This is a genomic window from Azospirillum sp. P4_B5, assembly GCF_056402275.1.
In genome coordinates, this window is sequence record NZ_JBFUHT010000004.1 from 250900 (window position 1) to 264744 (window position 13845).

7 protein-coding genes are annotated in these 13845 nt (G+C 70.3%); 3 read left to right on the top strand and 4 right to left on the bottom strand.

Translation table 11 applies throughout. The annotated features are described in order from the left end of the window. Positions 1 to 22 precede the first annotated feature (22 nt). Positions 23 to 1408 carry a hypothetical protein gene (locus AC1DVI_RS04870; protein ID WP_476956974.1) on the top strand — a complete coding sequence of 462 codons (1386 nt, stop codon included), beginning with the start codon at positions 23 to 25 and terminating at the stop codon, positions 1406 to 1408. Positions 1409 to 1422: 14 nt separating this feature from the next. Here AC1DVI_RS04870 and AC1DVI_RS04875 read toward each other — a convergent pair whose 3' ends face one another. Continuing rightward, entirely contained in the window at positions 1423 to 2700 is a 1278-nt protein-coding gene (locus tag AC1DVI_RS04875) for a class I SAM-dependent DNA methyltransferase (protein WP_476956975.1), read from the bottom strand. A gap of 152 nt (positions 2701 to 2852) precedes the next feature. On the opposite strand from AC1DVI_RS04875, the gene AC1DVI_RS04880 reads away from it, so the two are divergent. Both AC1DVI_RS04880 and AC1DVI_RS04885 read left to right on the top strand, forming a co-directional pair. After that, positions 2853 to 6443 carry a tetratricopeptide repeat protein gene (locus tag AC1DVI_RS04880; protein ID WP_476956976.1) on the top strand — a complete coding sequence of 1197 codons (3591 nt, stop codon included), beginning with the start codon at positions 2853 to 2855 and terminating at the stop codon, positions 6441 to 6443. A 225-nt stretch (positions 6444 to 6668) separates the two neighbouring features. Then, positions 6669 to 6851 carry a YdcH family protein gene (locus AC1DVI_RS04885; RefSeq protein ID WP_040134215.1) on the top strand — a complete coding sequence of 61 codons (183 nt, stop codon included), beginning with the start codon at positions 6669 to 6671 and terminating at the stop codon, positions 6849 to 6851. Between the two features lie 64 nt (positions 6852 to 6915). On the opposite strand, the gene AC1DVI_RS04890 is transcribed toward AC1DVI_RS04885, so the two are convergent. The 3 genes from AC1DVI_RS04890 to AC1DVI_RS04900 form a co-directional block, all read right to left on the bottom strand. Continuing rightward, complete coding sequence (locus tag AC1DVI_RS04890; RefSeq protein WP_476956977.1) at positions 6916 to 12879, bottom strand: tetratricopeptide repeat protein; 5964 nt, start codon at positions 12877 to 12879, stop codon at positions 6916 to 6918. Beyond that, on the bottom strand, positions 12876 to 13304 hold the full coding sequence (locus tag AC1DVI_RS04895; protein WP_149168131.1) for a flagellar biosynthesis repressor FlbT: 429 nt from the start codon (positions 13302 to 13304) through the stop codon (positions 12876 to 12878). Before AC1DVI_RS04895 ends, AC1DVI_RS04890 begins: the two co-directional genes overlap by 4 nt. Continuing rightward, the coding region (locus tag AC1DVI_RS04900) for a flagellin (protein ID WP_476956978.1) at positions 13273 to 13845 on the bottom strand (573 nt) is incomplete at its 5' end. The genes AC1DVI_RS04900 and AC1DVI_RS04895, both read right to left, overlap by 32 nt.

The window sequence follows — 13845 nt, forward strand, 5'->3', positions numbered from 1 at the left end:
GCACCAGGGTTTCCGCACCGCCATGGCCATCCTGCCCGCCCTCGCCCGCCGTCTTGCCGCCTCCGCCGCCATGAGCCTGCTCATGGCGCTGGCGGCGTTCACCGTGGCGGCGGGGGGCGCCGGCACCCCGGCGATGGCGCAGCAGCAGCCGCTGCCCGACCAGGGTCCGGCCAACCGCCTGTTCGTCCAGGCGATGCAGATGATCCGGCAGGCGGACAACACCTACGACATCGCCGAGGAAAGCCGTTTCCTGAAGGAGGCGGACCGGCTGCTGAACGAGATCGTCGTCAAGTATCCGGACAGCGCGCTGGCCGTCCAGCTCGTCACCAACCAGTTCGTCGGCGACTTCGACTTCTTCGAGTTCCGCTCGCGCATCCGCTCGCTGGTCTGCAACGAGCCGATGACCTCGCTGTGCTTCCTGCACCGGGTGGCGGAGATGCTGCCCCCGGTGGAAACGCCGATCACCGCCGCCCGTTGGGATTGGCTGTCGCTGGCCGTCGCCTACAACACGATCGGCGACACCGCGCGGTCGAAGGAGATCATCGCCCCCTTCGTCAGCGCGGTGCGCCGTGGTGCGGCGTCCGACGGGGCCGGCCAGGACCTGTTCGTCGCCCGCGCGCTCGCCCTGATGGGGCAGAGCCAGCTCGCGCTCGACATCACCCGGCAGATCCCGGAATGCTCGACCCGCATCTACAACCTCGCCGACATCGCCAAGGCGGCGGCGTGGCGCGGCGACATGGCGCTGGCCGGCCAGCTCGCCGAGGAGGCCAAGGCCTACGCCACCGCCCGCAACTGCAGCTGGGAGCTGGGTCTGGTCGCCCAGACGCTGCTGCGCGCCGGCAAGGAGGGGGCGGCCCGCACCCTGTTCCTGAACACGGTGGAGACGCAGTTCTCCAAGTTCCGCGAGACCAAGACCGACTGCTGCCCGCCGGAGCTGGCCGTCGCCGCGGCGGAGCTGGGCGACACCAATCTGGCGCTGGGCCTGCTGCGCACCGTGCAGGACGAGAATCCCTGGACGATCCCGGCGGTGCTGGGCCGCATCGCCCGACGCTCCGACGCCTCGGTGGCGCTGTCATACGCCGAGCAGGTGCAGGACCTCGACATCCGAGGCGAGGCCCTGGCCGAGTTGATCGAGGCGGCGCTGAAGCGCGGCGACCCCACCAGCGCCAACGAGTTGATGAAGCGGCTGACCCGTCTGGTGGACGATTCCGCCGGGCGCCGCCCCGGCCTGCTCGCCCAGAAGGCCAAGGCGGAGAAGGTGATGTACGGCGACGACCGCTGGCGCAAGAGCTTCCAGGGCTCGCTCAACGCCGCGGACCGGGCGAGCAACTTCGTCCGCCGCGACATCGGCGCCCCGCTGCTCGCCGCCCTGGTGCGGATCGAGACCGGCCTGCCGATGCTCGACTGAGGCCGGCGGTCCCGTCAGGGCCGCGTTGCCAGCACCACCAACCCCGCCACCGGCGTGCCGCTTTCGTGGCGCAGGGTATCCGGGGCGAGGCGCAGGATGGACAGCCCCGCGGCGGTCAGTCCATCCCGCACATGGCCTTCCGTATGGGCGTAGCGGCCGTGCGGGCTGACCCGCCAGGGCACCCCGCCCTCCTCCAGCCGCTCCACCGTGAAGGCCAGCCGACCGCCGGGTCGTAGCGCCGCGGCAGCCTGCGCCAGCACCCCGTTCAACGCGCCGAAATAGCACAGCACGTCAGCGGCCACGATCAGATCGAAGGCTTCCGGGCGCTGCGACAGGAAGGCACCGAGTTCCGCCTCTTCCAGCGCGTCGTAAAGGCCACGGGCGGCGGCGCGCTCCAGCATGCCGGGGGAAAGGTCCACCCCGACCAGCCACCGGGCGGAGTTCCGCAGGAAGGATCCGCACAGGCCGGTGCCGCAGCCAGCGTCCAGCACGTCCAGGCTTGCATCCGCTCTCTCCAGCACCTCGGCGAGCAGCGTCGGCGCGCGGTAGCCCAGCTCGCCGAGCAGCTTGTCGTCGAACTCCCCGGCGAACAGGTCGAACACCTGCCGAACATAGGCGTCGGACGCCCGCTCGCCGACGTCCAGTCCGGCGATGGCGGCGCCGATGTGGCGGGCCACCGGATGGTCGGGATGGTCGCGCAGCCACAGCCGGGCGAACCACGCCGCCTCCTCGTGCCGCCCTTCCTCGTGAAGCAGGTAGAGGGCGCCGGACAGGTTGTCGTGCGCCTCGTCCCACGCGGGCCGCAAGGCGAGCGCGCGGCGATAGGCGGTGGCGGATTCGGTCAGCCGGTCGCCGTCGCGCAGCAGGTTGGCGAGGTTGTTGAACGCCTCCGCATAAGCCGGCTCCTCGACCAGCGCCCGGCGGAAATGCCGCTCCGCCAGCGCCGTGTCGCCCGCCGCCTTCAGGGCCGAGGCCAGATTGTAATGGACCAGCGGATGGTCGAGACCGCAGGCCAGCGCCTCGCGATAGGCCGCCACCGCCTCCTCTGCGCGGCCCAGGACGCGCAGCACGTTGCCGAGGTTGTTGTGCGCCTCCGCGAAGCGCGGGTTCAGCGCCAGCGTGCGGCGGTAGGCCGCTTCCGCCTCCGCGGCCAGCCCGTCCGAGGCCAGGCCGTTGGCCTCCGCATAGAGGCGCATCGCCTGAGCGGCCAAACCACCCAGCCTCCCCACGCCACGGGCGCGCAGGCCCGGACGCGGCGACGGGGAACGGGGCGGATCGCTCGGCTCGGACACGGAACGGCTCCTGAATGGGGCATGGGCTAACAGCATCTTTCTAACAGCATCTTTACCGGGAACCGGGGAACATGGCACTTCCTTCCGGCAACAGACCGGCGGAATGCCCCGCAACCCGGGGCCGGATCGGGCAGACGGAAAAGGCGAACCTCATGAACCAGCCCCCAGACCAGGCTTCGCCGACGACACCCGAAGACATCGCTTCCCGGCTCGGCCGGGCCGTCGCCCACCATCGGGCGGGCCGGCTGGCCGATGCGGAACGCGACTACCGCGCCGTCCTGGCCGCCGACCCGCGCCACCCCGACGCGCTGCATCTGCTGGGCGTGCTGGCGCTCCAGGCCGGGCATCCCGGTCCCGCCGTCGAGCTGATCGAGGAAGCCATCCGGCAGGCCGGCGGCGTCGCCGACTACCACGACAATCTGGGAAGCGCGCTCGCCGCGCTGGACCGCCACGCCGACGCGGCGGAGGCCCACCGCATGGCCGCCGCGCTGAATCCCCTGTCGGCACAGCCGCGCCACAATCTGGGCAACGCCTTCCAGGCGCAGGCGTTGCCGGGACTGGCGGCACTGGCCTTCACCGCGGCGGTGGAACTCGAGCCGGGCTACGCCAAGGCCTGGTACAATCTGGGCAACGCGTTGCGCGCCCAGAACCGCCTTGCCGACGCCTTGCACGCCTTCGCCCGTGCCGCGGTGCTGGCGCCTGCGATGGTCGAGGCCCACACCAACCTAAGCGACGCCTTGAGCGCCGCCGGGCGGCTGGACGAGGCGCTGGCCCAAGCCCGCGCCGCGCTGCGGCTGCGGCCCGACGACCCGAAGGCCCACCACAATCTCGGCACAGCCCTGCAACGCAAGGGCGCCTACGAGGGCGCGGAGATCGCCTACCGCGAGGCGTTGAAGCGCGCGCCCGACAACCCGGTGACGCTGAACGATTTGGGCAGCGTTCTTCTGAAGCTGGGGCGCCCCGCCCAGGCCGAGCAGTGCTTCCGCAAGGTGCTCAGCCGCACCCCCCACGCCGCCGAAGCCATCCACAACCTCGGCAACGCGCTTCGGGCGCAGGGGCAGTTCACCAAGGCGGAAGCCTGCTACGAGGAGGCGCTGGCCCACGACCCGGACCTTGCCAGCGCCAGCGACAACCTCGCCGTCATCGCCCTTCTGCACGGACGGCTGGAGCGCGGCTGGGAGGGCTACGAACGGCGCTTCGCCGCCGGCCGGGTCCTTCCCGACCGGCGGATCGACGCGCCGCGGTGGCGCGGCGAGGGGCTGCGCCGGCGCCGACTGCTGATCTGGCGGGAACAGGGGATCGGGGACGAGATCCTGTTCGCCTCCTGCTATGGCGATGTGATCGCCTGGGGCGGCGGGCCGGTGACCATCGAGACCGACCCGCGGCTGGTCGGCCTGTTCGCCCGCTCCTTCCCACGCGCGACGGTGCGGGCGGAGACGCTGGATGCCGAAGGGCGGGAAACCATGGTTCCCCCCGATGTCCACCTTCAGATTCCGGCGGCCAGCCTGCCCGGCCTGTTGCGGGGAACGCTCGCCTCGTTCGACCAGTTCACACCCTGGCTGAAGCCCGATCCGGCCCGCACCGCCCTGTGGCGGGGCCGGCTGGATGCCCTGGGGCCGGGTCTGAAGATCGGAATCGGATGGCGCAGCCAGTTGGCGACGCCCGAGCACAAGGGCGCCTACACCACGCTGGACCAATGGGCACCCCTGCTCGCACTGCCGGGAGTGGTGTTCGTCAATTTGCAATATGACGACTGCGCGGCGGAGATCACGGCGGCGGAGGCACGGTTCGGCGTGACCATCCACCGCTGGGACGATCTGGATTTGAAGGATGATTTCGAAGCCGCGGCGGCGCTGACCGCCAATCTGGATCTCGTCATCACCCCGGCGATGGCGGCGGGCGAACTGGCCGGCGCCCTGGGAGTGCCGGTGTGGCGGTTCGGGCACCGCGACTGGACGCAGCTCGGCACCGCCGTCCGCCCCTGGTTCCCGACGATGCGCCTGTTCCAGCCACGTCCCGGCGAAACCTTCGACGGGGTGCTGGCGGGCATGGCACGCGCCCTTGCCGCAATGCGGCCCGCTCCGGCCCCTGTTCCCGACCGCGTGGCCGCTCCCTCCTCAGCCCCAACGACGCCGCCTCCCGCCGATCCTGAGGCCTTGCTGAACCACGCCATCGCCCTGCACCGGGCGGGACGGCTGGACGAGGCCATGGCGGCCTACCGCGCGGTCCTCGATCTGGTGCCCCGGCACAGCGACGCGCTCCACCTTCTCGGCCTGACCCAGCATCAGGCCGGCCGGCACGAGGAGGCGGAGCGCAACATCGCGGCGGCGCTCCGGACCGATCCGGATTTCCCCACGGCCTGGAACCATCTGGGCCTCGTCCGGCAGTCGCTGGACCTCCCGGACCAAGCCCTCGCCTGTTTCCGCCGCGCCATCACGCTGCGCCCGGACTTCCCCGAGGCGATGACCCACATGGGGCTGAGCATGAACCGGCCGGACCGGCTGGCCGAGGCCAAGCGCTGGCACCGCCGGTCCATTCGTCTCGCCCCGGCCAACCCGGCGGCCCACACCAATCTGGGTTACGCCTGCGAGGTGGAGGGACGCTTCGATGACGCCGCGGCCCATTACCGCCACGCGCTGACCCTGCGGCCGGACTCCGCCGACACCCTGAACAATCTGGGCACCCTCGCTAAGATGGCGGATCGGCCGACTCTCTGCCGGCTCTTCCTCGACCGCGCGCTGCGGGTGGCTCCCGGACTGGCGCTTGCCGCCTGGAACCTTGGGCTGATGGCCCTGGCGGACGGCGACCTCGTCACCGGCTGGGCCGGCTACGGGCGGCGTTTCTCGGCCCGCCAGCTTCAGCGGGCGCGCCGCATCGCGCTGCCGGTCTGGAACGGAGAGCCGCTGCGCGGGCGCCGCCTGCTGGTTTGGCCGGAGCAGGGGCTGGGCGATGAAATCCTGTTCGCCTCCGTCTTCGGCGACCTGAAGGACAGCGCCGGAACCGTGGTTCTGGAGTGCGATCCGCGCCTGGTGTCCCTCTACGCCCGCGCCTTCCCATGGGCGACCGTGCGGGCGGAGTCCGTCACCGCCGACGGGCGGGAGCGCTTCGACCCGCCGGACTGCGACCTGCAGATCGCCGCCGGCTCCCTGCCCGCCCTCTGGCGCGACCGGCTGGACCGCTTTCCGGCCCGCCCGTCCTTCTTGACTCCCGATCCGCAGCGCGCCGCCCTCTGGCGGGAGCGGGTGGACGCGCTTGGCCCCGGCCTGAAGGTGGGCATCAGTTGGCGCAGCCAGGTCATCACAGCGCACCGCGAAGGCGCCTACACCCGCATCACCGACTGGCTGCCGCTGCTGGAGGTGCCGGGCGTTCATGTCATCAACCTGCAATACGGGGATTGCGCCGCCGAATTGGCCTCCATCGAGCCGGACGGCATGCGGCGCGTCCATCGCTGGGACGACCTGGATCTGAAGAACGACCTGGACGGCGTGGCGGCCCTGATGGCGGCGCTCGACCTCGTCATCCTGCCCGCCACCGCCGCCGGAGAATTGGCGGGCGCGCTGGGGGTGCCGGTCTGGCGGCTGGGCAGCCGGGACTGGACCTGGATGGGCAGCGGGGTGCGGCCCTGGTTTCCCACCCAAAGGCTGATCGCGTCGTACCCCGACGAGACCTCCGCAGACATGGTCCATCGGATCGCCCGGATGCTGGCCCGGATGGCGGCAAACCCCAACCCCGACGAGGTATGACCACGCAAGGAAGCCCCACCTTTTGGTCTAATCCCGCAACGAACGGCAAAAGACGGGCCTATGCGGCGAATCGTCCTACCCCCCATCGTAAGGGGCGGTCACCCCCCGTCTTTGGAGTACTAGGACAAAAGTTTGGGGTTGTTTGGCAGCACGGATGGGTGAACACTATGGTTTCCGGCCTGCCGGACTTGGCAGGAGCCGGTTCGATCTGACGGAGAGCAGCCCATGCACACTGATGCTCGCCTATCTTCCTTGCAGGAAAAGCACCTGCGTCTCGACCGCGCCATCCTCGACGAGGAGAAGCGTTCGTGGCCTGACGATAGTGCCATCAAGCGGATGAAGCTCGAGAAGCTCCACCTCAAGGAAGAAATTGATCGCTTGGCCAGAACCAGTCACAGGGTGAATTAACACCCTTCCGGATCGATCCGATTCGAAAAGTCGGGAGCGGCGGACGGTTCGCTCCCGGCTTTCTTTATGTTTTCTTTCCGACGGCTGGCGCAGCCTCGGGACGGAGCCCGGCCAGACGGCGGGCGATGGTCGGCAAGGCGCCGGACGCCGGCTGTCCCGGCGGCGCGGGGATCAGCGCCATGGTCGGGAACCAAGGCCGCGCCCCGGTGCCGAGCGCCGTCCAATCCCCCTGCAGCCCGAACCTCCAGACCGGCACGCCCAGCGCCCCCGCCAATTCCCCCACCGAACTCGCCGGGGTGATGACGAGGTCGAGCGCCGTCATCAGGGCGGCCACGCCGTCCAGGTCGTCCTTCAGGTCCAGATCGTCCCAGCGGTGAATGGACACCCCGAACCGGCGCTCCGCCTCGGCGATCTCGGCGGCGCAGTCGCCGTATTGCAGGGTGACGAAGACCACCCCAGGCAGCGCGAACACCGGCCCCCACGCGTCCAACGGTGCGTAGGCTCCGCGACGCTCCGCCGTCATCAGCCCGCTGCGCCACGCAATTCCCACCTTCAGGCCGGCGCCGAGCGCGTCCACCCGCTCCCGCCAGTGGGCGGCCCGCTTCGGGTCGGCGGTCAGAAAGGACGGGCGTTGCGGAAAGCGGTCCAGCCGGGGCCTCAGCCGGCGCGGCAACGATCCCATGGCGACGTGACGGTCGATGCCGGCGCAGGGCGCTTCCGGGTCCGCCGGGGCCGGACGCCACTCCGCGCGGGGAAAGGACCGCGCGAACAGCGGCACCAGCCGCCGGTCGCACTCCACCACCACGGCGGCGGCTGGTGCAATCAACTCGTCCAGGCAGGAGGCGAACATGATCTCGTCACCGATCCCCTGCTCCGCCCAGACCAGCAGGCGCAGGCCGGAGGTGTCCTCCCCCGCCCAGGCGGGGACGGGAACGGCACGGGCGGCACCGGAGAGCTCGCGGGCACGGAAGCGGGCGTCATAGCCGGCCCAACCCGTCGCCAGCCTGCCGTGGGCCAGATCCAGCAGCCCGAGGTTGAAGGCGGCCGCCGGATGCCCCGGTTCCACCGACAGGGCGCGGCGGCACCAGCGCTCCGCCGCCGCGGTCTCACCCCGGTCGCGCAGCAGCCGCCCCAGGTTGGCCAGCGCATCCCCTTGCGCCGGCGCCAGGGCCAGCGCACGGACCAGAGCCCGCCGTGCCTCGTCCAGCCGCCCCGCCCGGCGGAGCGCCACCCCCAGATTCAGCCACCCGCCCTCGCGGTCCGGGGCCAAGCGCAAAGCCTGGCGATGGCGCCCCTCGGCCAGTTCCAACGCGCCGAGCCGGGTCAGCACGGCGCCCCAATTGTCGTGCGCCTCCGCCAACGCCGGTTCGGCTAGCGTCGCACGGCGGTGGGCGGCGGCGGCGGCGGTCAGATCGTGCGCCGCCTCCAGCGCGTTGCCGAGATTGGTCAGCGCCGCCGCGGCGCCCGGTTGCAGGGCGAGTGCCAGCCGGAACCGGCGCACCGCCTCCGGCGCACGGCCAAGCGCCAGCAGCACGGTTCCCAGGCTCGATTGGGCGGCCCCGTAGGCGGGAAGCGCGTCCAGGGCACGGGCGATGCGCCCGGCCCCCGCGACGGAATCGCCGGACTGGTGCGCCAGCAATCCCGACAGGTGGAGGGCGACCGGATGGTTCGCCTGGGCCTTCAGCACACGCTCGTACAGAGGAGCCGCATCGGCCAGCCGCCCGTCCCGATGATGGGCAGCGGCGGCTTCCAGCAGGACGTCTGGATCAATCGGAACATCACCGGGCGGCGGTTCGCCGTCCGCGGACGAGAGCCGGCGCAGCGTGGTCGCCATCCGGCCCATGACGGCATCCAGTCCTTCGCCGGGACGGGGCTGGAACAGGCGCATCGTCGGGAACCAGGGGCGGACGGCGGTGCCGAGCTGCGTCCAGTCGCGGTGCCCGAACCGCCACACCGGCACACCCAGGGCGCCGGCCAGTTCGCCGGAGGAGACGGCCGGCGTGAGGACCAGATCCAGATTGGTGGTCAGCGCCGCCGCCGCTTCGAAATCGTCCTTCAAGTCCAGGTCGTCCCAGCGGTGGATGGTCACGCCGAAGCGCGTCTCCGCCGCCGCGATCTCCGCCGCGCAATCCCCGTATTGCAGATTGACGAAGACCACTCCCGGCAGCGCGAACAGCGGCGCGAAGGCGTCGAGCGTGACGTAGGCGGCCCGGCGCTCCCCATCCATGACTTGGCTGCGCCACGCGATACCGACCTTCAATCCCGGCCCCAGGGCGTCCAGCCGGTCCCGCCAGCGGTCCAGGCGTCCGGGATCGGGCACCAGCCAGGGCTGGGCCGGGAACCGCTTCCAATCGGAACGCAGCAGGCGCGGCAGGGACGCGGCGGCGATCTGCACGTCCACGTCGCGCGGCTCCACGGTCGGCGGGCGGACCGTTGCGCCGGGAAGGGAGCGCGCGAAGAGCGACACCAGGCGGCGGTCACACTCCACCACCAGATGCCCGGCACGGCGCAACAGATCGGGGTAGCAGGAGGCAAAGAGGATTTCGTCGCCCACCCCCTGTTCCCGCCAGACCAGCAGGCGGGCGGAGGCGATGTTCTCGCCGCGCCAGGGTCTTGGCGCGAAGCGGCGCTTCTGATCGCGGAACTGGGGGGTGTCGAACCGCCAGTCATGCTCCGCCCATCCGGGGCGAAGCTCGCCCTGCTCCAGGAGCAGGAGCGACAGGTTGTAATGGGCGGTCGGCAGCGCCGGGTTGGCTCGGATGGCCTGCCGATAGGCCGCGATGGCCTCGGCCGGGCGCTGCCGCCGTGCCCAGTGCATGGCGAGGTTCGCCTGAGCCTCCGCCATCTCCGGCGCGCGGTCGACGGCCCGGCTGTGGCAGGCGAACGCCTCGTCGACGCGACCGAGCCGGTCGAGCGCGTTGCCCAAGTGACTCCAGGCGACCGCGGCGACCGGTGCGGTCGCGGTGGCGCGGCGCAGCAACCGCTCCGCCTCCGCGGGCCGGTCGGCCACCAGGAGGAGAGCGCCGAGGCTCACCAGCGCGTCCACCTCCGACGGCGTCAGGGCGAGCGCCCGCCGGTGGCTCCGCTCCGCTCCCGCCCGATCCTGGCGCTCGGCGAGCAGGTGCCCCAGATGGGTGTGCGCCATGCCGAGCACCGGGTGAATTCGCAGGGCGCGCCGCGCGCAGGCTTCCGCATCCTCGGCCTCGCCACGCCCCCGCAGGAGGGCGGTGCGGTTGAGCCAATGCTCCGCCGCGCCCGGACGGAGCAGCACGGCGTTGCGTTGCGCCGCCAAAGCGGCATCGTGGCGGTTCAGTGCCTGACAGGCATCGGCCAGTGCGGCATGGGCGGCGGCGTTGCCCGGATCGGCCTTCACCGCAAGGGACAGGATTGCCGCCGCATCCCCGGCATCGCCTTTGCGAAGCCGGAGGATTCCCAGGAGATGCAGGGCCACGGGATGATCCGGCACGGCCTCCAGCGCCGTCCGGCAATGGTCTTCGGCCTCCTTCAACGCCCCGCCGCGGTAGCGGGCGATAGCCTCGTCAATCAACGGCGCGACGTCCACGGGCAAACGGCTCGTCATGGTCACGACCGGCTGCGCCAGATCGCGCAGCGTCCCGGCGATGCGCGCCATGACGGCCTCCAGCGTCTCGCCGGGGTGGGGCTGGAACAGGCGCATCGTCGGATACCAAGGGCGGACTCCGGTGCCGAGTTGGGTCCAGTCGCGGGCGCCGATGCGCCAAGCCGGCACACCCAGGGCTCCCGCAAGTTCGCCGGTGGACACGGCGGGCGCGATGACCAGATCGAGCGAGGCGGTCAGGGCCGCCGCACCTTCGAAATCATCCTTGAGATTCAGGTCGGCCCAGCGGTGGATCGTCACGCCGAAGCGCGCCTCCGCCGCCGCGACCTCCGCCTCACAGTCGCCGTACTGAAGATTCACGAGGACCGTTCCGGGGACGGCAAACAGCGGAGCGAAGGCGCCCAGGGTGACGTAGGCGGCTTTTCGTTCGGTCGTCATCAACTGACTGCGCCAGGCGATGCCGATCTTCAGGCCCGGCCCCAGGGCAGCCAGCCGTTCCCGCCACACGGTGAGGAGTCCCGGATCGGGCACCAGCCAGGGACGGGCAGGAAAGCTCGCCAGATCCGATCGCAGAAGGCGCGGGAGAGCACCCGCGGCGATATGGGCGTCACAGTCCGGAGGAACCAAAGTCTCCGTTCCATCGGGAGCCGCGGTTTCCGCCCGAACGATGGCCCAGGGAAAGGAGCGGCTGATCAGGCTGACCAGCCGGCGGTCGCACTCCAGGATGACCTGACCGATCCGGCCTGCCGCCACGTGATCCGCCAAGGCGGGATAGCAGGAGGCGAACATCAGCTCGTCCCCTACCCCCTGCTCACGCCAGACCAGAAGGCGGTGGACGGTCGCCTCATCATTCCTCCAAAGGGGCGCCGCGATGGTGCGCTCCGGATACTCCTTTGCCTTGAACCGATCCTGATAGGCGTCCCAGCCCTCCTGAAGATTGCCGGTCGCGAGGCTGACCAGGGCGAAGTTCAGCCGTGCGGCGGCGAGGGTCGGATCGATGCGCAGGGCGCGGCGCAGGGTTCGCTCCGCCTCCGCCACGTGCGCCGACTGCCATTGCAGCATGCCGAGGTTGGCGTAAGCTTCCGCATGCCCGGCGTCGATGGACAGAGCGCGCCGATGGGCGGTGTCCGCCTCCTGGTTCCGTCCCAGCACATTCAGGGCAAGGCCCAGGGTGGTCAGCGCGATGGCGCTCCGCGGTGCCAGACGCACCGCGTGCCGGTGCAGGCGCAGCGCGCCCTGCCAGTCGTCCCAATCCTTGAGAACGTTGCCGAGGTTGGTGTAGCTGTCGGGATAGTCCGGCTGGACGATCAGCGCCCGCCGATACAGCGCCGCCGCTGCCTCCGCCCGACGTGCGGCCCGGCGGGAATTGCCGAGATTGTTCAGCGCCTTGCCATAGTCCGGCTGAATGGAAAGGGCACGCTGGAAGACGCGCGCGGCCTCGTCCGGCCGGTCCAAGCTGTCAAGACCGGTGCCCAGGTTGTTGAAAGCCACCGTATCGGTGGGCCGCAACGCGATGCACGCCCGCAACGCCGTCACCGCGGCGGCGTGGTCGCCCAGGTCGAGCAGCGCCACGCCGAGATTGTTCCACGCCCCAGCCAGCAGCGGCTCCAGGAACAGCGCTTGCCGGTAGCGGTCAACCGCCTCCGTCAACCGTCCGTCCCCTTGAAGCGCGCTGCCCAGATGGAAGAGCAGGCGCGCGTCCGGAGCGGCGTCGGCATCCACCGCCGGAGCCAGAACCGCCGCCGCCTCGGCGAAGTCGCCACGCTCGTTCAGAAGCGTCCCCAGATCCCGCGCCACCTCACGATCCGTCGGATCGTCGGACAGGGCGCGGCGCAGGCACAGCTCCGCATCGGAATGGTTGAGGGCGCGCAGCACGAGCGCCAGGCTGCGCCATGCCCCGGCATGGTCCGGCTGCGCTTGAACCACCCGGAAGAAACCCAAGGCGGCCTCCTCCAAACGGCCACGGCGCCGATGGAGGACGGCCAGATCGAACCGGGTGGCGGTCCGACCGGGATCGGCGCGCAGCGCCCCTTCATAAGCTGCGATGGCGTCGTCGATCCGCTCCTGCGTCTCCAGAAGGAGGCCGAGATTGCCGAGCGCTTCCGCATAGCCGTCCTGAAGCGCGACGGCGCGTCGATAGGCGCGGTCCGCATCGTCCGGACGGCTCCGGTCGGCCAGGAGATTGCCGAGGCTGTTGTAAGCCGGGGCGAAGGACGGATCGATTGCCAGGGTCGCCTTGAAGCACGCCGCCGCCTGCCCCGGCTGACCGGCCTGATAGGCGGCGATGCCGGACAGGTGACGAGCATCGGTGTGGGACGGGGCGGCGGACAGAATGCGGCTGTAAAGGGTCCGCGCTTCCTCCAGTTTCCCCGCGCGATGCTGTGCGATGGCGTCGGTCAGAAGTTCGTCGGCCGACCGACCGCCCCACTCCTGCACACCCGCTTCGATCACGGCGCCGGATCGACCGCCGGGTTCTCCGCCGCGCCCTCGGCGGCGTTGGGTGAGGTCTCGGACCCGCCCTTGAACATTTTCCGGCAGATTTTCAGAGCGCGGTAGTGGTTGCGCGCTTCGACCAGCCGTTCGATCTCCTCGAGGTCCTCACGGCAATCCGGCCGGGCTTCACGCGTCTCGGCCAGTATGGAAGCAAAGCGTTGCAGGTTGAGCACCGCATCTTCCGGAAAAATATAGATGAGCTGGATGACGAAGTAGAGCTTCTTCTCAATGCAATCGATCTGCTCTTCCTTCAACACCTCACGTCCACGAAGGAAGTTGGCGGTGTTGTAAAGAAAGAAAGAGCCGGGGCGATCGCCGGCCCCGATGACCGCGCCGTTGATGATGACCTTTTCATTGGGGCGGAGAACGAACTTCAGAGGCATGAAACGGACCCGGTCCTTGTCTCGGCGGCGCGCGGAAGCGGGAAGCGTTTGCCGGAAAGCGCCGCACCAAATGAAACGGGCGGCGGCTTGCGCCGCCGCGCAGGATCGACTGCTGCGACTGGTTGGCCAGCGAGAGGGCGATGGTGCCGAGCTGCTGACGGGTCTGCAGCATCAGCAGGTTCGCACCTTCCTCGTTCTGGTCGGCCAGCGTCAGCTTGCTCGCGCCCTCCGTCAACACGTCGCTGAACTCCTTGGTGAAGTTCTCACGGGTCGTGATGATGTTCAGGTTGGTCGACAGCGTCTGCGAAGACGACCGCAGGGTCTGCTTCGCGTAGTCGATGCTGGCGACCGCCTTGTCGATGTCGGCGCGGTCGGTCCAGTCGTTTTGCGCATAGTCCAGACGCAGGCCCTGGCCGCTGGTGGTCAGGTTCTGCGACTTCACCGTGATCGCGTTGGTGTTGCGCTCGTTGAGCTGCACCGTCAGATCGTTCGAGGTGTTGGCGTCGGTCACCTGCACCGAGACCAGGTTGGCCGCGGAATT